The sequence below is a fragment of the Levilinea saccharolytica genome (assembly GCF_001306035.1).
GTDB lineage: Bacteria > Chloroflexota > Anaerolineae > Anaerolineales > Anaerolineaceae > Levilinea > Levilinea saccharolytica.
This window is the reverse complement of record NZ_LGCM01000014.1, coordinates 161,073-179,143: the sequence shown is the minus strand read 5'-3', so window position 1 is coordinate 179,143 and position 18,071 is coordinate 161,073. Positions and strand designations below refer to the sequence as shown.

General features: G+C 62.8%; 18 protein-coding genes. 6 read left to right on the top strand and 12 right to left on the bottom strand.

The window, feature by feature from the left end:
• Nucleotides 1–20 precede the first annotated feature (20 nt).
• Both ADN01_RS19585 and ADN01_RS03595 read left to right on the top strand, forming a co-directional pair.
• A complete protein-coding gene (locus ADN01_RS19585; protein WP_075070921.1) occupies nt 21–1,484 on the top strand; it encodes an LCP family protein in 1,464 nt (487 codons plus the stop codon).
• A gap of 150 nt (nt 1,485–1,634) precedes the next feature.
• Complete coding sequence (locus ADN01_RS03595; protein WP_062416869.1) at nt 1,635–3,440, top strand: hypothetical protein; 1,806 nt, start codon at nt 1,635–1,637, stop codon at nt 3,438–3,440.
• A gap of 24 nt (nt 3,441–3,464) precedes the next feature.
• Here the strand turns inward: ADN01_RS03595 and amrS are convergent, their stop codons facing one another.
• Together amrS and ADN01_RS03585 are read right to left on the bottom strand one after the other, a co-directional pair.
• Nucleotides 3,465–4,523, bottom strand: a complete 1,059-nt coding sequence (gene amrS / locus ADN01_RS03590) for an AmmeMemoRadiSam system radical SAM enzyme (protein ID WP_082142579.1) — start codon at nt 4,521–4,523, stop codon at nt 3,465–3,467.
• Between the two features lie 33 nt (nt 4,524–4,556).
• The gene (locus ADN01_RS03585) at nt 4,557–5,180 is read right to left on the bottom strand and encodes a GNAT family N-acetyltransferase (RefSeq protein WP_062416871.1); all 624 of its coding nucleotides are present in this window, start codon (nt 5,178–5,180) and stop codon (nt 4,557–4,559) included.
• Nucleotides 5,181–5,365: 185 nt separating this feature from the next.
• On the opposite strand from ADN01_RS03585, the gene ADN01_RS03580 reads away from it, so the two are divergent.
• Entirely contained in the window at nt 5,366–5,626 is a 261-nt protein-coding gene (locus ADN01_RS03580) for a stage V sporulation protein S (protein ID WP_062416872.1), read from the top strand.
• Between the two features lie 58 nt (nt 5,627–5,684).
• Here the strand turns inward: ADN01_RS03580 and ADN01_RS03575 are convergent, their stop codons facing one another.
• From ADN01_RS03575 to gatB, 9 genes are all read right to left on the bottom strand, one after another.
• Nucleotides 5,685–6,347, bottom strand: a complete 663-nt coding sequence (locus ADN01_RS03575) for a deoxynucleoside kinase (protein ID WP_062416873.1) — start codon at nt 6,345–6,347, stop codon at nt 5,685–5,687.
• 21 nt (nt 6,348–6,368) lie between these two features.
• Nucleotides 6,369–7,073 (bottom strand): DsbA family protein, encoded by a 705-nt coding sequence (locus ADN01_RS03570; RefSeq protein ID WP_075070920.1) that lies wholly within the window; start codon nt 7,071–7,073, stop codon nt 6,369–6,371.
• A 111-nt stretch (nt 7,074–7,184) separates the two neighbouring features.
• Complete coding sequence (locus tag ADN01_RS03565) at nt 7,185–7,355, bottom strand: DUF362 domain-containing protein (RefSeq protein WP_062416874.1); 171 nt, start codon at nt 7,353–7,355, stop codon at nt 7,185–7,187.
• Nucleotides 7,356–7,564: 209 nt separating this feature from the next.
• The gene (locus ADN01_RS03560; protein WP_062416875.1) at nt 7,565–8,851 is read right to left on the bottom strand and encodes a Glu/Leu/Phe/Val family dehydrogenase; all 1,287 of its coding nucleotides are present in this window, start codon (nt 8,849–8,851) and stop codon (nt 7,565–7,567) included.
• Nucleotides 8,852–9,119: 268 nt separating this feature from the next.
• Nucleotides 9,120–9,875: a phosphate ABC transporter ATP-binding protein gene (locus ADN01_RS03555; protein WP_062416876.1), complete on the bottom strand. Its 756-nt coding sequence runs from the start codon at nt 9,873–9,875 to the stop codon at nt 9,120–9,122.
• A 4-nt stretch (nt 9,876–9,879) separates the two neighbouring features.
• Nucleotides 9,880–10,746: a phosphate ABC transporter permease PstA gene (gene pstA, locus ADN01_RS03550; RefSeq protein ID WP_236690960.1), complete on the bottom strand. Its 867-nt coding sequence runs from the start codon at nt 10,744–10,746 to the stop codon at nt 9,880–9,882.
• 10 nt (nt 10,747–10,756) lie between these two features.
• The gene (gene pstC / locus ADN01_RS03545) at nt 10,757–11,683 is read right to left on the bottom strand and encodes a phosphate ABC transporter permease subunit PstC (protein WP_062416877.1); all 927 of its coding nucleotides are present in this window, start codon (nt 11,681–11,683) and stop codon (nt 10,757–10,759) included.
• Nucleotides 11,680–12,570: a phosphate ABC transporter substrate-binding protein gene (locus ADN01_RS03540; RefSeq protein ID WP_062416878.1), complete on the bottom strand. Its 891-nt coding sequence runs from the start codon at nt 12,568–12,570 to the stop codon at nt 11,680–11,682. The genes pstC and ADN01_RS03540 overlap by 4 nt, the downstream gene beginning before the upstream one ends.
• Nucleotides 12,571–12,580: 10 nt before the next feature.
• Complete coding sequence (gene gatB, locus ADN01_RS03535) at nt 12,581–14,047, bottom strand: Asp-tRNA(Asn)/Glu-tRNA(Gln) amidotransferase subunit GatB (protein ID WP_062416879.1); 1,467 nt, start codon at nt 14,045–14,047, stop codon at nt 12,581–12,583.
• Nucleotides 14,048–14,281: 234 nt separating this feature from the next.
• On the opposite strand from gatB, the gene ADN01_RS03530 reads away from it, so the two are divergent.
• Genes ADN01_RS03530 through ADN01_RS03520 form a run of 3 tightly spaced genes read left to right on the top strand, consistent with a single transcriptional unit; the run spans nt 14,282 to nt 16,721 of the window.
• Nucleotides 14,282–14,881 (top strand): TetR/AcrR family transcriptional regulator, encoded by a 600-nt coding sequence (locus tag ADN01_RS03530; protein ID WP_062416880.1) that lies wholly within the window; start codon nt 14,282–14,284, stop codon nt 14,879–14,881.
• A complete protein-coding gene (locus tag ADN01_RS03525; protein WP_062416881.1) occupies nt 14,878–15,888 on the top strand; it encodes an SDR family oxidoreductase in 1,011 nt (336 codons plus the stop codon). The genes ADN01_RS03530 and ADN01_RS03525 overlap by 4 nt, the downstream gene beginning before the upstream one ends.
• Nucleotides 15,885–16,721, top strand: coding sequence for an SDR family NAD(P)-dependent oxidoreductase (locus ADN01_RS03520; RefSeq protein ID WP_062416882.1), 837 nt, complete (start codon nt 15,885–15,887; stop codon nt 16,719–16,721). Before ADN01_RS03525 ends, ADN01_RS03520 begins: the two co-directional genes overlap by 4 nt.
• On the opposite strand, the gene ADN01_RS03515 is transcribed toward ADN01_RS03520, so the two are convergent.
• The gene (locus ADN01_RS03515) at nt 16,704–18,047 is read right to left on the bottom strand and encodes a nicotinate phosphoribosyltransferase (RefSeq protein WP_062416883.1); all 1,344 of its coding nucleotides are present in this window, start codon (nt 18,045–18,047) and stop codon (nt 16,704–16,706) included. The two genes, ADN01_RS03520 and ADN01_RS03515, sit on opposite strands and share 18 nt — an antisense overlap.
• Nucleotides 18,048–18,071 lie beyond the last annotated feature (24 nt).

The window sequence follows — 18,071 nt, the reverse complement described above, 5'->3', positions numbered from 1 at the left end:
GCGCGTGCTATAATGCCCTTATGTGCGCCGCCCCGTCCGCCCGTGTGATCACCCGCCGCTGCCTGGCGGTTTGCCTGGCGGCCGGTTCGCTGCTGCTGGCGGTGAGCTGCGCCTGGCTGTCGGCCCCCGCGCCCACTCCCACCCCTTCTGCCAGCCCGCCGCCCGCACCCACGGCTTCGGCCACGGCCCAGCCCAGCCCGGTGCTTTCCCCCACCTTTGGTCTGAACCCCGACCTGCCCGTCTGGCAGGATTATCCCGCCCCGCGCCAAACGCCGGTTCTGCCCATCCCGCCGCCGGAAGCCCCGCTGAACCTGGGGGATGAGGTGCGCGTGCTGGTGCTGATGGGCACGGATCAAGACGCGCCCTTTGTGGGGCGCACAGACGCCATGCTGCTGATTCTGTACCACCCGCGCTTTGGGCGCGCCAGCGTGGTGGCCCTGCCTGCGGACCTGATGGGCTATCTGCCCGGCCACACCATGCAGCGCATCCAAACCGCCTATGGGCTGGGCGGCCTGGATCTGCTTCAGCAAACCCTGCGCTATAACTTCGGCCTGCCGGTGGATGATTTTGCCCTGGTGAACGCCGACCTCTTCAGCGATTACGTAGATGAGGAAGGCGGTTTAGAAATCACCGTGCTGCGCGACTACCCCGAAGCCTGCGGCGGCATCCGCGCCGGCCCGGTGCGCATGGACGGGCAAAAGCTGCTGTGCTACGTCAGCTTCCGTGAGGAGAATGACGAAATTGACCGCAATATCCGCCAACTGCAGGTGTTTGAGCTGATCTTCATGCGCATGGCGCAGGGTGGGGCCTTGAGCCGCCTGGATGAACTGAGCAAGCGCTATCAAGCGGTGCTGGCGACCAATTTGACCCCGGCCGACCTGGTGGAAAATATCCCCCTGGCGCTGCGTGTGGCGGATGTGGGCCGTTTGGGACTGTACACCCTTTCGCGGGCCGACATCTCGGCCTGGAGCCTGCCGGGGCAGGGAGGGGCGATGGTGTTTTTGCCCAACCGCGAACGCATTCGTCCGGTGCTGCAGCAGGCCGCGGATTTCTTGAACGACCCAGGCCCGGTCACCGACCGCGTGCTGACCCTGCAATATGAGCTGACCCGTTCCCCCACCGCCACCATCACCCTGACCCCCACGCTGACGCCCACGCGCACGCCCACCCGCACGCGCACCATCACCCCCACCCGCACCATCACGCGCACGCGCACCATCACCCTGACGCGCACCATCACCCGCACGCGCACGATCACCGCCACGCGCACGGCCACGCGCACCGGAACCATCACGCGCACGCCCACCATCTCGGCCACGCCGACCATCTCCACCACACCCACCATTTCCACCACGCCGACGATCTCGGCCACGCCTACCATCACGCTGACCCCCACCATCACACTGACCCACACCATCACACTGACTCCCACCATCACCCTCACGCCTTCGCCCACGGTGACCTTCACCATCCCGCCGCCCTAGTGCCGCACTCATCCCCAATATTTCATCTGCTTTTAAACGTTTTATGATACACTACACGCAAGAGACGACGTTTCTTCCAGAAACCGCCGCTTTCGAGGTGGGATGCAGGCGAAACGCAGTTTGTAAGTTGGGAGGAGTTTTGCCACGATCATGAGGCGTTGGCTGCTGGGCGGTCTTATCGGTGTCCTTTTGTTGGGGAGCTTTTTAGCCTCTCCCATGACCTGGGCGCGCGCCGAAGACGGTTCCACCCCCACCCCGACCCCCACCGACCGTCCCATTCGTCAAACCATCCTGCATATTGATGTCGACCGCTACACCTGGTGGCTGCTGCGCTGGGACAACAACCGCGTCGCCTGCACGGTGGTGGTGGAACACCCCGATGCGCCCACCGGTGTGGAAGTGCTCAATGCCTGCGGGTTAGATATTTACGAAGACTGGGAAGAAAGCGCCCCCTGCGACCAATCGCTGGGGGATAAAAGCACCTGCCCGGGAGTGTATCTGCACCGGGTGAATCAGGAACGGGTGCAAAAAGAGGTCAAGATTGAGCTGCCCGCCCCCGAAGTGTGGGTGTCGTTGGAGGGCTGCCAGCCCGAACCCCCCGATAACCGCTGTTCCACCATCCCCAGCCTGGTGATCAGCGCCAAAGAACCCCTGCCCAACGAAAGCATCATGCGCATTCAAGGTGCGTTTGGCTCCGAGCCGTTCTCCTGCACGGGTGAAACCTGCGTGCTGCCCATGCGCCCCACCGGTCCCAAAGGGGAGACGGTTCAGTTTTGGGCCGATTCCAGTTTTGGCGATTCCAGCCAGCGCTACACCGCCCTGGTGCGGGTGCTGCCCTGGGGCGATTTTATGTCCCCCGAAGGCCGCAAAAGCGACCCGCGCCTGTATTACGTGGATGTGCTTTCCTCCCAATGGCGCGGACAGCGCCCTGCCTCCTGCTCCGACATTTGGCAGGCCCTGCCCGACGTGGGCGGGCTGCCCGCCTGGCTTTCCAGCCCGCAGAGTGCAGATGAGCTGCGCTCATCCATCTCCTATTACTACCTGGCCGGTATTTTGATCCAAAACGGCGCGGTGGACGCGGGCATGTGCCCCAACGACGGCCTGCAGAAAGACGGCGTGGCCAACGCCTGCGGGGTACAGGTGGCCATGCCGGAGGTGCTGGAGTGGCAGAACCGCTTTGACGCCGAAATCATGCAGGTTTCGCAGGATACGGGCGTCCCTGCCCAATTGGTGAAAAACATCTTCTCGCGCGAAAGCCAGCTTTGGCCGGGCCTGTACAAGACCTTCCGCGAGGCGGGTTTGGGCCAGCTGACCTCCAACGGGGCCGATACGGTGCTTTTGTGGAATTCCAGCTTTTTTGACCAGTTCTGCCCGCTGGTGCTCAGCCGCGACGCCTGCCGGCAGGGTTTCCTGAAACTGGGCGAGCAGGAACAGAACATCCTGCGCGGCGCGCTGGTGCAGAAGGTGAACGCGGCCTGCGCCGACTGCCCGGAGGGGATTGACATGACCCAGGCCAATTTCAGCGTGGGCGTGTTTGCCGAAGGGCTGCTGGCCAACTGCGAGCAGGTGGCGCGCATCGTGCGCAACGTCACCGAGCGCGAGCCCGGCCAGGTCTCCAGCTACACCGACCTGTGGCGCTTCACCCTGGTGAATTACAACGCCGGGGCGGGCTGCCTGGCGGAGGCCGTGCAGACCACCTACGACAACGAAGACCCGCTGGAATGGCGCTATGTCTCAAGGAATCTGGAACCCGCCTGCCGCGGCGCGGTGAAATACGTGGCGGATATCGTCCAGGTGCCGGGGGCAGCCCCCACGCCGACCCCCTGGCTGGCAGTCAACATCACCCCCACCCCCGATACCCCCTATCTGGACGGGGACTGGGAAGATGAAGACAGCTGGGACGATGAAGATTATGAAGATTGGGAAGACGAGGATTGGGAAGACGAAGACTGGTAGGTCAGCCCTAACTCTTCAGCCGCTTTAAGACCAGATGCCCGCGATCGCAGTTCCGCAGCGCGGGCATTTTCCTTGGGGGGTCAGCACATTTTCCAGCACGTAAAAGCCGCGCCGCTGCACCAGGGGCAAAGCGCACTGGGGGCAGTAGGTGTTTTCCAACGACCCTACCCGCCCCGGGCGGTTGCCGGCGTACACATAGTGCAGTCCGGCCTCCTGACCAATTTCCGCCGCCTGTTGCAGCAGGGCCGCCGGGGTAGGCTCGGCCTGGGTGTGGTGATAGTCGGGATGGAAAGCGGTCACATGCCAGGGGATGTCGGCCGACAGCGCGCGCAGGGTGCGGGCCGCCTCCCACAGCTCCTCTGGGCTGTCGTTAAAACCGGGAATGACCAGGGTGACCACCTCGACCCACAGGCCCATCGCATGCGCCTGGGCGATGCTGTCTAAAACCGCCTGCAGTTTACCGCCCATCTCGCGGTAGCGGCGCTCCTGCATGCTCTTCAGGTCAATTTTGTAGGCGTCCAGGTGGGGGCGCAGATAGACCAGCACTTCGGGGGTGGCGTGGCCGTTGGAGACGAAAGCCGTGCGCAGACCGGCGGCTTTGGCCTCGCGGAAGACAGCCGCGGCCCATTCACTGGTGATGAGCGGCTCGTTGTACGAGGAGATCAGGGCTGCGGCCCCGGCGCGCACAGCCGCCCGCACCAATTCCTGGGGGGAAGTGCGCTGCAGGAGCGCGGGCGAAACCCCGTTCAGCGGGTCGCAGTATTCCTGGCTAATCTGCCAGTTTTGGCAAAAATCGCAGTGGAAGTCGCAGCCCAGCATGCCGAAGGTCAGGGCTGTACGCCCCGGCAGCAGGTGATTGAAGGGCTTTTTCTCAATGGGGTCCACATGCAGGGCCGCCACATAGCCGTAGGGCACGCGCAGCTGCCCCTGGCGGTGAAAGCGCACCTCGCAGATCCCCCGCCGTCCCTCGGCCAGGGTGCAGCGGTGGGCACAGGCGGTGCAGCGCAGGCGGCCGTCCTCCAGCCGCTCCACCAGCTCACCGTCGGCGGTCATTTCGTCCAGAAGCGCCTGCCGTTCGCTCATGCGCATCTCCTTAAGCTGATTATACCCAGGCCGTCAAGCGCGCTCCGTTTCCAGCGGGTGTGCAGGCGCATAGCGCGGGTTGTGCAGCACCCCCACCCATTGGAACCATACCGGTTCGGACAGCGGGTTGCGCCGCAGAGTCATGCCCAGGCGGCGCATCACCGCCCGCGAGGCGAGGTTATCGTCTGAGGTGGTGGCCACCACCCGCGCCAGATGCATGCCCTCAAAGGCGTAGTGCACCAGGGCGCGCGCGGCTTCCAGGGCGTAGCCCTGCCGCTGCCAGCGGGGGTGGACGGCGTAAAACAGGCCCACTTCGGGGGTCATGGCCCCCGGCGCGGCCCCGCCCAGGCCAATTTGCCCAAACGGCCCCAGGCTGGGCACCAGGCCGCACACCCCGATGATCTCCCCGCTGGATTTGAGGACGGCGGCGCGGTCGTTGTAGGGCGGCTGGAACAGTTGACCCAGCTCGCGGTAGCCGCGCACCGTCCATTCCAGCCAGCGCCGCCGCTCGCGCAGGCCGCGCAGTTCCTGGGAACCGCCGTCGGTGAAGCCCAGGGCTTCGTCCAAAATATGACTGACGGCCTGCAAATCACCGCGCCGCAGCGGGCGAATCCACAGCCGTTCGGTCTCTAACAGGGGCATTTCGGTGTTTGTCATCCGGTTTTGACCTCAAAATCGGGGGGCTGCGCGCATATTTCGCGGATCATCCGCTTGATTCTCGTCGTTAAATCTTGTACAATTCCCATATATATTCGGAACAATGTACGATCAATCTATTGGTAAGGCCCCCGGGAACTTAACCGCAACCATCATCCGACATTCACCAGCATGGGAGGTTCGAAATGGACGTCATCAAAGTAAAGGCCAACTCCCGCACAGCAGCCGTTGCAGGGGCAATCGCTGGAGTGATCCGCGAACACCACCGCGCGGAGGTGCAAGCCATTGGCGCCGGCGCGGTCAATCAGGCTGTTAAAGCTCTGGTACTTGCCAAAGGATACCTGAGCGAAGATGGGATCTCCGTGGTCTGCATCCCAGAATTTGTTGATGTGGAAATTGATGAGAAAGTCCGCACGGCGGTGAAGCTGGTCATCGAGCCGAGATAAGCCGTTCCCTCGGCCTCAAAAAAGCAGGAAGTCTTAAACCCCGGAACTCCACCGGGGTTTAATCGCTTGCCTCCGAGACTTCATCTGGCGCAAACATGACCACCTCTTTACCGGTGAGCTTTTCTTCCACTTTGCGCACCACCAAATCCAAATGGCGGGGATGGGCCACGTAGTCCAGGTCGTCGGCCGGAACCGTCAGCACGGGGCACAGGACGAAATTGGAAATCCAGGTTTCGTACAGGTCGTTGAGCTGCGCCAGATAGCCGGGGGCGATGGTGCGTTCATAATCGCGGTCGCGGCGGGCGATGCGCTGCAGCAAGGTGGGAACCGAAGCGCGCAGGTAAATGACCAGGTCGGGCGGCGGCAGGAAACCCGCCAGGGTTTGATAGAGGGTGTGATAGGTGTGGTAATCGCGCTCGCTTAAGTGCCCCTGCAGAAACAGATTGCGCGCGAACACCTCGGCATCTTCGTAAATGCTGCGGTCTTGAATCACCGAACCGCTGTGGTGCAGCAGGTCCTGGTGAATGCGCAGGCGGTGGGTGAGAAAGAAGATCTGCGAATGGAAGCCCCAGGTGCTCATGGCCTGATAAAAATCAGCCAGGTAGGGGTTTTCGGTCACGGGCTCAAAAAACGGCTCCCAACCCAAGCGTTGGCTGACCAGGGTGACCAGGGTGGACTTGCCCACGCCAATGTTCCCGGCGACGGCGATGAATTTGTTCATAGATCCTCCTGCGGTGAGGGCTTAGGGGTTCAGTTCGGCCTGCATGAGCATGGGGTCAATCAGCTCCTGAAAACTGCGCAGGGGCTGGTTTCCCACAATGCGAATGCCGTTAACGAAGAAAGTGGGCGTGCCTTCAATGCCCAGGGTGATGCCGTCGCGAAAATCTGCGGCCACTTCGGCGCGGAATTTTTGCGTATCCAGGCAGGATTGAAACTTGCCGGTGTCGAGGCCCAGCTCGGCGGCCAGGGTGTTAAAGGTGGCCGTCTCCAGGCTTTCCTGGGCAAACAGACGGTCGTGGTACTCCCAATACTGGCCCTGGTCACCGGCGCAGTTAGCAGCTTCGGCAGCAGGGGCGGCGTTGGGGTGAATGCCCAGCAGTGGAAAATCGCGGTACACCAGGCGGATTTTGCCGGGGTAGGCTTCTTCCAACTGGGGCCAAACGTTCTGTTCCCAATGGCGGCAGTAAGGGCATTCGTAATCGCTGAAGGCGATGAGGATGATGGGAGCGTCGGCCGGACCGCGCGAGGGATCGTCATCTAAGAGGGCGGCGGCCAGCGCGCTTTGGGGTACCGCCGGGCCGCGGTACCACAGCAGATAGCCGCCCAGCAGCCCCAGGCCAAAAGCCAGCGCCAGCAGCAGGCCGCGCCGCAGCAGAGGGGTCAAATGGGCAGCCACGCTCAGTTCGCGCGGCGGATCGGACAGGGTGGGTGGGGTGGGTTCTTCCATCAGCGCGATTATAACACTTCCCCACCCTCGGGGCACAGCAGCTTTTAATAAGCCCAGCCCCTCCTAAGTGAGGGGCTGGAACTTGCCGATTGTTGGAAAAACTAAGGAGGATCAGGCCTTCTGCGGGGCGCCCACGGGGCAAACATCCGCGCAAGCACCGCAGTCCTGGCACTTGGAGGCATCAATTTTGTAGGTGCCGTCCGATTCGAAAATGGCGCCTTCGGGGCATTCCGCTTCACAAGCGCCGCACGCGATACATTCATCCGTAATAATATACGTCATGGTATTCATCCTTTCCCGTGTGGGTCGGTAATTTTTTGTTTACTGTGTGAAGGATAGCACAATCTGAGCTTTTTTGTCAACATTGCTCCAGCGGTCATCTGTCATCAGATTCGCTTCAAAATGTCATAACTGCCGGGTGCCTCTCATAAAACTCCCCCCCTCCGGACAAACCAGAGGAGGGGAGCATGGGGTTCATTACAGGCCTGGGATTAGATCCAGCCGCGCAGCTGCATGGCTTTCACCACGCGAGCAATCGAGACCATATAGGCCGCATCGCGCATGTAGACCTTTTCCTTCAGGGCCATATCCAAAACGCCCTGGAAAGCCACGGTCATCTTCTCATCGAGCTTGCTCAGCACTTCTTCCTTGCTCCAGTAGAAGTTCATGTCGTTCTGCACGCCTTCAAAGTAAGACACCGTCACGCCGCCCGCGTTGCACAGGAAATCGGGCACCATGAAGATGCCGCGTTCTTTGATGACTTCGTCGGCTTCGGGGGTGGTGGGGCCGTTGGCGCCTTCAGCGATGATGCGCACTTTGCTGCTGATCTTCTTGACGGTGTCAGCGTTGACCTGACCTTCGAGGGCCGCGGGGATGAGCACGTCCACTTCCTTGCTGATCCAGGCTTCGCCGTCTTCAATGACGTAGCCAGCCGCTTTGGCTTTGGCTTTGTCAATCGTGCCGTACTGGTCGGTGATGCTCATCAGGAAGCGCGGATCCACACCGTCCATCTTGGTGAAGGTGTAGGAGACTTTGTCTTCGCGATCCCAGCAGGAAACGCACACCACTTTGCCTTTGAGCATTTCCACAAAGCCGATGGCGGCGTACTGAGAGACGTTGCCGAAGCCCTGCAGGGCCGCGGTGCATTTGCTGGAGTCCATGCCCAGGTGCTTCATGGCTTCGCGCACGGTGTAGATCACGCCGAAACCGGTGGCTTCGGTGCGGCCCAAGGAGCCGCCGCCGCCCACAGGCTTGCCGGTGATCACGCCGGGGGTGTAATCGCCCTGGAGTTTGGAGAATTCATCCATCATCCAGCCCATCATCTGCGGGGTGGTTCCAACGTCGGGGGCGGGCACGTCTTTGCGTGGGCCGATGTTCTTCCACATCTGCTGCACCCAGCCGCGCACCAACCGTTCCTTCTCGCCGGTGGACATGGTGGCGGGATCAACCACCACACCGCCCTTGCCGCCGCCCAGCGGGATATCGACCACGGCGCATTTCCAGGTCATCCAGGTGGCCAGGGCGCGCACGGTGTCAATGGTTTCCGAGGGGTGGAAGCGGATGCCGCCCTTGTTGGGGCCGCGGGCGTCGTTGTGCTGAACGCGGAAGCCCTGGAAAACCTTAATGGTGCCGTCATCCATGCGCACGGGAATGCGAAAATGGAATTCGCGCAGCGGCCACCGCAGGATTTCACGAACCTGCGGATCGAGCTTGAGGAGGTCGGCCACATGGTCGAACTGGCGCTGTGCCATTTCAAACGCATTGGTTGTTCCTGCCATAGAAAATTCTCCTATCGTTAGGATCTAAATGAATTGTGGGACTGAGGCTGTGCGCCGGGCGAGTCTGGAAAACAATAAGCGGACACGTTCGTAGTGTGCCCGCCTGCTACCAGGGTTGTTTCGTCCTATCGTACACTGCTTTCCTCCGCCCGCCGGTTTACTGTGTTAAAGGTAACAAATTTGAGGGTGCGGGTCAATATGATGAAAGTCGCCTGTTCGCGTGATGACCTTCTTCAACACGGGGGAAGGATGGCTGTGAGGGGCCTTTTTAGCCGAAACGCCCTTGAATATAATCCTGAGTGCGCGGATCTTTGGGGTTCACAAACAGTTTTTCGCCCTCCTGCATTTCCACCAATTCGCCCGCCAGGAAGAAAGCGGCGGTATCGGCGATGCGCGCGGCCTGTTGGGTGCTGTGCGGGGCCAGGACGATGGTCAGCTCGCTGCGCAGCTCGCGCAGGGTGGTTTCGATCTTGAAGGTGGACACGGGATCGAGGGCCGAGGTGGGCTCATCCAACAAGATCACCTCCGGCTGCAGCGCCAGCACGCGCGCAATGCACAGGCGCTGCTGCTGGCCGCCGCTCAGGGCGTGGGCCGGGTCCTGCAGCCGGTCGCTGACCTCATCCCACAAGACCACCTGGCGCAGGGCGCGTTCCACGGCCTCATCCAGGCGGGCTTTGCGCCGTTCCCCGGCGATTTCTAGCCCGTAGGTGATGTTTTGATAGATGCTCAGCGGCAGAGGCACCGGCCGCGAGAACACCATGCCCACCCGCCGTCGCAGCTCGGTCACGTTGGTGTGCGGGTCCAACACATCTACGCCGTTCAGCAGCACCCGCCCCGACAGCATGGTCACATCCGCCAGATCGTTCAGGCGGTTGATGCAGCGCAGCAGGGTAGATTTTCCCCCGCCCGCCGGGCCAAACAGCACGGTGATCTGGTTCGCCGGAATGCGCAGACTGACATCCTTCAGGCTTTCGGTGCCGTCGGAGTAGTTCAGGCTGAGGTGTTCAATGACAATTTTGTCCATGCGCTTACCAATGCCGCCGGGCGCGCGCCCGCGAGCGGATGAAATTGGCGATCAAATTCATGCCCAGCACGAAGGTCAGCAGCACCAGCACCGTGCCGTATTGGATCTGGATGGGCATCCCCGGAATTTGGGTGGAGATGACAAACAGATGGTAGGGCAGGGCCATGGTGGGGTCGAGGGGCGAATTGGGCAGATTGGGCAGGAAAAAGGCCGCACCGGTGAACAGGATGGGGGCGGTTTCGCCCGCGGCCCGCTCTAGACCCAGGATGATGCCGGTGATGATCCCCGGCAGACCCTGCGGCAGCACAATGCGCCAGATGGTCTCCCATTTGCTGGCCCCCATCGAAATGCTCACCACCCGAAAACTGGTGGGCACCGAGCGCAGCGCCTCTTCGGTGGTGCTGATGATCACCGGCAGGGTCATGATCGAAAGGGTCAGCGAGGCAGCCAGGATGCTGGTGCCGAATTTCAGGAAGAGCACAAACAGCCCCAGCCCAAACAGGCCGTACACCACCGAGGGGATGCCGGACAGGTTGATCATGGCGATGCGGATGGTGCGGGTCAGGCCGTTATCCGGCGCGTATTCGGCCAGGTACACCGCCGCGGCGATCCCTGGCGGAACAGAGAAGAGCGCCGTGCCCAGGGTCAGATACAGCGTACCCAAAATGGCCGGAAGGATGCCCCCGCTGCGCATGCCGTCGCGCGGAAAACCGCTGAGGAATTCCCAGCTGATGGCGGGCAGGCCAGCGATCAAAATGTAGATAAACAGGGCGATGATGGGGATCACCGTCAGCACGGCGATGCCCGCCAAAGCGGCATAGCCCACTTTTTGGGTCTGGCGTGCGGTCAGGAAGGGTTTTGGCAGGTTCAATCCCAACTCCTCAGGAGAGCAGGCGCTCCACGCGCTGGGTACGGCGGTTGCTGACCATGAAAGCGGTGATGTTGATGATCAGGGATAGGGCAAACAAGACGATGCCGATGAGGAAGAGCACCTGGTAATGCTGGCTGCCGGTGGCCACCTCGCCCATTTCGGAGGCGATGGTGGCGGTCATGGTGCGCACCGGCCCAAACAGCGCCCCCAGCCCGCTGGGCAGCACCGGAGCGTTGCCGGTCACCATCATCACGGCCATGGTTTCGCCGATGACGCGCCCAATGCCCAACATGACCGCGGTGAGCACGCCCGAACGCGCCGCCGGAAGGGTGACGCCCCAAATGACTTGCCAGGGGGTGGCCCCCACCGCCAAAGCCGCCTCGCGGTAGGAGCGCGGCACGCCGTACAGGGCATCTTCGGCGATGGACACAATGGTGGGAATGGCCGCCCAGCCCAACAGCAGAGCGCCGGTGAAGGCCGTCAGGCCGGTGGGCAGATCAAAAGCTTTACGGATGAAGGGAGACAGCACCAAAATGCCCACAAACCCCAGCACCACCGAGGGCAGGCCCGCCAGCAGCTCCACCAGCGGCTTGAGGGTCTCTTTGACCCATTTGGGGGCCACTTCCGACAGGAAGATGGCGGTTCCCAGCCCCAAAGGCACGGCAAAAAGGGCCGCGCCCAGGGTGACGGTGAGCGAGCCGAAAATCAGCGGCCACAGGCTGTAATAGCCTTCAATGGGGTACCAGAATTTGCCCGCCAGGCTGGAAAGCGGCACATCCGTCAAGGCAGGCAGGCCCTCCTTGAGCAGGAACAGGCTGATGAGCGCCACGTAGAAGATACTCAAATAGCCCGCCACACGGATCAGCAGGGTGATGATCCATTCTGTGCGGCGGGCCGGAGGGCGGGTGGATTCCAGGGAGGGGTTGGAGGAGGTCATGGGGTCTCCTGGGTCACCGGCACAAAACCGAGGTCGCCCACAATCTGCTGAGCCTCGGCGGAAAAGATCCAGTCCAGATAGGTCTTGAGCGTGCCCTGCGGGGCGCTGCGGGTGTACATGTACAGGTCGCGGGCGATGGGGTACGAACCGTCGTTGACCGTGGTGACCGAAGGGCGTACGTACGGCGCACCGGCGCTGGGGGCCACGGCGACCATTTTAACATGGTCGGTGACGTACCCCAGGCCGTCGTAACCGATGGCGTTGGGGTTGTCGCTGACTTCGGCGATGATGCCTTCGGAGGAGGGCAGCAGCAGGGTCTGCGGCGAAAAGATGCTCTTATCTTCAGAATTGCCCAGGCGCACCACCTCTTCCAGGAAGTAGACATGCGTGCCGGAATTGGTCTCGCGCGACAGGCGCACGATGGGCCGGTCTTCGCCGCCCACCTCCAGCCAGTTGTTGATCTCGCCGCGGTAGATCAGAGCAATTTGTTCCAGGGTCAGGTTCTCCACCGGGTTGTCGGGGTGGACGATGACGGCGATGGCGTCGCGCGCGACCACAAATTCCTGCGGGTCGGCCCCGGCGGCGGAGGCCTGAGCCAGCTCTTCGGCTTTGATTTTGCGCGAGGCGTTGGCCAGATCCACGGTGTTGTTGGCCAGCGAGGCCAGCCCCGTGCCCGAACCGCCGCCGGTGACGGCGATGGTCACCTCGGGATGGGCGCTTTGGTAGCGCTCGGCCCAGGCCAGGGCCAGGTTTACCATCGTGTCGGAGCCTTTATTCTGCAAATATACGCTCGCCGCCTGTCCTGGTTCGCTGCTGGAACGGGCAGAGCAGCCCCCGCTCAGCACGGCGATGATCAGGATCATGCAGGTGATGCGCAGTAGTTTCATGATGTGCCTTTTATGAAGCGGCTTGTTTGCGTTCAGCCAGCTGCCGTTCCAGCTCGGCGCGGATGACCTGCGGGTTGCCCTGTCCGCGGGCGGCGCGCATCACCTGGCCGAAGAACCAGTTGGCCAGGGTCTCTTTGCCGCTCAGATAGCTTTGCAGCTCGGCGGGGTTTTCTTCCAGCGCCTGCCGCACCAGGGCCGCCAGCACGTCGCTGTCGGAAATCTGCCGCAGGCCGCGGCTTTGGATCAGAGCAGCGGCGCTTTGTCCGCTGACAAGCATATCGCCCAGCAGGGTTTTGGCGGTGGCCATGTTGATCTCTCCCCGCTCCAAAAATCCCAGCAGTTCCGCCAATCCTTCGGGCGCCACCCGCAGAGTCTCTATGTCGCCGCCGTTCTGGTTGAGCCAGCCGAACAGCTCGCCGGTGATCCACAGCGCCAAGGTGCGCGGGGCCAGGCCCTTGCCCGCGGCAGCCGCGCGCTCAAAGTAGCGGGCCACGGCCTGATCTTCGGCCAGCAGACGGGCTTCGTAAGGCGTCAGGCCAAATTCCGCCTGGAAGCGGGCGCGTTTGGCACGCGGCAGTTCCGGCAGACTGGCGGCCACGGCCGCGGCCCATTCCGGCTCCACCACCAGGGGGGGCAGGTCGGGTTCAGGGAAGTAGCGGTAATCGTGGGCTTCTTCCTTGCTGCGCTGCGAGAAAGTCTTCCCGGCGGTCTCATCCCACCCCAGGGTCTGCTGCACCACGCTTTCGCCCCGTTCGAGAGCGGCGATTTGCTCTTCGATCTGATACGCCACCGAACGTTCCAGGGCGCGAAAACTGTTCAGGTTCTTGATCTCTACGCGCGTGCCTAGAGTCTGGCTGCCCGCTGGCCGCACGGAAACGTTGGCCTCAAAGCGGATCACGCCTTTTTCCATATCGCCCGAATTGACCCCCAGGTAGCGCACGATGGCGCGCAGCCCGTCGGCATAGGCGCGCACTTCTTCCACAGTGTGCATATCCGGCTCGGAGACGATTTCCAGCAGAGAAATTCCGGCGCGGTTCAGGTCCACCAAAGAATAGCTCTCGCCGTCGCGGGTGACGTGGGTGAGCTTGCCGGTGTCTTCTTCCAGGTGTACCCGCCGCACGCGGACGGCGCGCTCGCCTTGGCTGGTGGTGATCCACAGCTGCCCGTGCTGGGCCAGCGGATATTCGTACTGAGAAATTTGATAGCCTTTGGGCAGGTCGGGATAGAAATAGTTCTTGCGGTCAAACAGGCTGGTGCGCGCCACCTCACATTCCAAAGCCAGCGCCACCCGCAGGCCGTATTCCACCGCCTGACGGTTGACCACCGGCAGCACGCCGGGCATGCCCGCGCACACCGGACAGACAGCTACATTGGCTTCCACCTGGGTGGTATCCACCACTGGGCAAGCACAAAACATCTTGGAGCGCGTCTGCATTTCGGCATGAACTTCCAGACCAATGACCGCTTCGTATTCCATCAGGTTTTCATCCGTCCTTCCCCGCGAAATGACCGCAAAAGCGCAGTCTGCCCCTGATTTTACCATAGGCAAACCCGCGCGGCGGAGAAAGTTCGGGGCAGGGGGCGCGCCGTTTTGCCGATGGAAATGTGCCCGAAAATATGACCCCAGTATGCCCAGATGCTCTGCGTGAGGCAGGGGGCGCAGCGTACAATAAAACCAACCAGTCGGTATGTTAACATCCTCGGAGGAACCATGCAAGAACGCAGCGAAGAGACCCGCGCCCGCATCCTGGCCGCGGCGGTGGATCAGTTTTCAAAATTTGGTTATGACGCCGCCAGCGTGTCGAATCTGTGCGCCGCGGCGGGGGTCAGCAAGGGCGCGTTTTACCACCACTTCCCCACCAAGCAGTCCGTCTTTCTGGAGCTGCTGAACCAATGGTTGGCGCAGATCGAAGCCCAGTTTGCCCGCTTCTTTGAAGAAGCGCCGGATATCCCCACCCTGCTGCTGTGGATGGCCGATTTAACCCCCGCCGTGTTCGCCGATGCGGCCGGACGGCTGCCCATCATTTTGGAATTTTGGAATCAGGCCCGCAAAGACCCGGCGGTGTGGGCGGCCAGCATGGCCCCCTATTCCCGCTTTGAGAAAATCTTCGCGGAGATCATCGCCCAGGGCATCGAAGAAGGCCACCTGCGCCCGGTGGATCCCCAGGCGGCGGCCCATACCCTGATGAGCCTGGGGGTGGGGATGCTGCTGCAAAGCGTGCTGAACCCCGACGGCGCCGATTGGGCGGCGGCCACGCGCCAATCGATCCAGTTCTTAATGGATGGTTTGCGAAGGAGTGAGGCAGGATGAACCTGGTAACCGGAGCCACGGGACATATTGGCAATACCCTGGTGCGCGCTTTGAGGGCGCGGGGCCTGCCTGTGCGGGCCATGATCCTGCCCAACGAAGAACGCACCCCCCTGGAAAATTTGGATGTGGAGGTGGTGGAAGGCAACGTGCTCCACCCCCAGGAACTTCTGCGAGCCGCGCAGGGCGTGGACACGGTTTACCACCTGGCGGCGATGGTGTCCATTTTGCCGGGGCAAAACGAGATGATGCGGCGGGTGAACGTGGAAGGCACGCGCAACGTCATCGCCGCAGCGCGGGCGGCGGGGGTGCGGCGGCTGGTGTACACCAGTTCCATCCACGCCATTCTGCGCGCCCCCCACGGCACGCCCATTGATGAGAGCCTGCCCTTTGACCCTCAGAATCCGGCAGGGGAATATGACCGCACCAAAGCCCAGGCCAGCCTGGCGGTGCTGGAGGCCGCCCAGGACGGGCTGGACGCGGTCATCGTGTGCCCCACCGGTGTGGTCGGTCCGGGGGATTACCGCTGGTCGGAGATGGGCAATTTGATCTTCTCGTGGATGAAGCGCGGCCTGCACGTGATTGTGGACGGGCATTTTGACTTCGTGGACGTGCGCGACGTGGCTGAAGGGCACATTCTGGCGGCCCAGTACGGGCAGCGCGGCCAGACCTACATCCTGGGCGGCGAAAACATCACCCTGGATTCCATGCTGCGCATCGTGCAGGAGGCTGCCGGCATTCACAGCCCGCGGGTCAAAATCCCCTTTGGCCTGGCGATGGCAGCGGCGCATTTGACCCCCTGGTATTACCGCCTGACGCATACCCGCCCGCGCTTTACGCCCTATTCGCTGGAGACGGTGCAGAGCAATTCGGAAATCAGCAACCAGCGCGCCCGCCGTGAGCTGGGCTTTGCCCCGCGCAGCCTGCGCGATTCCCTGACAGATACCGTGCAGTGGTGGCGGCAAAACGCCGCCCGCCTGCGCTCTCTGGCCGCCCTGGGGCGCATGTGAACCGGCAGAATCATTGGGAAGGCAAGCTGGCGCTGGTGACGGGGGCCTCCAGCGGCATTGGAGCCGCCATCGCCCGCCGCCTGGCGCGGGGTGGGCTGCGCGTGGCGCTGACGGCCCGCCGGGCCGAGCGGCTGGAGGCTCTGGCCGCGGAGATCATCCAGACGGGCGGACAGGCCGCCGCATTTCCCGTGGATCTGGCCCACCCAGCGCAGCGCGAGGCGCTGTGGGCGCAGGTGAACGCCCGCTGGGGTGCGCCGGATGTGCTGGTCAACAACGCCGGTTTGGGTTGGTACGGCTGGTTTACGCACATGCCCGCCGAGACCGCCCGCGAACTGCTGGCGGTGAATGTGGAGGCGGCGGTGGATTTGACCCACCGCGCGCTGCCCGACATGCTAGCGCGGCGCAGCGGCGCGGTGATCAACATCAGCTCGGTGGCGGGCAGCCTGCCCATGCAGGGCATCGCCCTCTACGGCGCCAGCAAAGCCTTTCTGGACAGTTATTCCACCTCGCTGCACCGCGAACTGCGCGGCAGCGGCGTGCAGGTCAGCGTGCTGCGCCCCGGGCCGGTGCGCAGTGAATTCTACCCCCAGGCAGCCCAGCGCTCCGGGGGCAGCCCAGTGCCCGCGGAGCGCTTTGCGGTTTCTTGTGAACAGGTGGCCGAGAGTCTGTGGCGGCTGCTGGGCCGTCCGCGCCGCGTGGTGTATGTTCCCGCGCTGCTGCGCGCGGCCCCCTGGCTGGAGATCAGCTTTGGCTGGCTGATTGACCGGCTGGGCCCGCTGCTGCTGCGGCGCACGGCCCAACCCTCGCCGCGGATCTCACCACACGCGCACTAGGTGGGGGTTATCGCAGGGCTGGCGCCCCACCTTGGCCATATCCACCCACTCGCCGTGCACCTTAACGCGCACCACATCGGCGGTGAAATCGGTGACGGTGGGGCCGTGGTTGTCGAACAATGAAGAGCCCACGGCGTAAATATCCACCGGAACGTTCAGTTTTTCAAAACGGCGGATTTTTTCGGGGTTAAACCCGCCGGAAACGACGATCTTGACCGCCTGACAATACTTGCGGGCACGCTCCTGCCAGTGCAGGGGCAGGTCCCAGCTTTCCCAGGCGGTATCCAGGGCCTGGCGCACCACAAACACCAGGCGCGGGTTCACGCCCAGGTCGAGGGCGGGGTCGCCCAGCGGCGTCACCGAACGGTCGCGCAGGGTGCCGCTCGTGTCCAGGCGCACCCCATACAGGCGGTAACGCTCGGCCTCTTCGGTCTGCCCGCTGTCCATCAGCGCGCGGAAACGGTCGAACATGCCGCGGCAGACGGTGAGCGAATCGGCCACGCAGTCGTTGTTAAAATCCACCAGAGCGATGCGCGGGATGCTGGTGGGCAAAACGCGCGAGAAAGCCAGCATGGCTTCGCAGGTGTCGCCCAGGTAGCAGGCGATGGCCGCGTGCGCCACGGTTCCGCCGCCCGCCCCACCCCACCAGTCGCCCTGGGCATCGGTGGACACAAATGGGCCGAGCACACCGGCGAAATCCATGTTAAAACGCTGCACGGCGATGTTATAGGCGTAGCCGTCGGCGGCCTGCACCTCGTGTAGGTCAAAGCGCGCCGGGAAGAACAGCATGGGCTTGCCGCGCGAAGCCTGCAAGGCCTCATACACGTTGGTGGCCACGCGGCTGGCGCGGGTTAAAATCCCCAGGGTGGGCGTTTCCAGCATGGCAAAGTCGCGGTAGCGCCCGCGCACGCGCAGCACGGGCTGAATGCTGCGCGGATCGCCGTCGTAGGTCACGGTGTCGCCGTCCTGCACAGCCCATACCTGCATCTGGTCAGAGGTATCGGTAAAGGTGTCGCCCTGCCAGGCGCCGGTGCAGTGGCGCAGCATGGCCAGGGCCTTATCCACGCCCACCACCAGGGTTTTGCCGGGGCGGCGGGTGAACCACTGCATTTCCACTTCCAGATCGCCGCTGCAAATCCCATCCGGAGAAATTTCGGGGGGCAGGCGGTGGCCGGTGCCGGTGTACATCTCGCCGCGTTCCGCCAGGGTGGTCAGCATGGCGGCGATGTTGGTGAAATATTTATCGGTGTACCACCCGCGCCGCATCCGTTCAATATCCAATTTGAAGGTGCTGTTCGTCAGGCGTTTCCCGTCAAAGATGCTCATTTTGGCTCCTTGTGTGCTGCAATT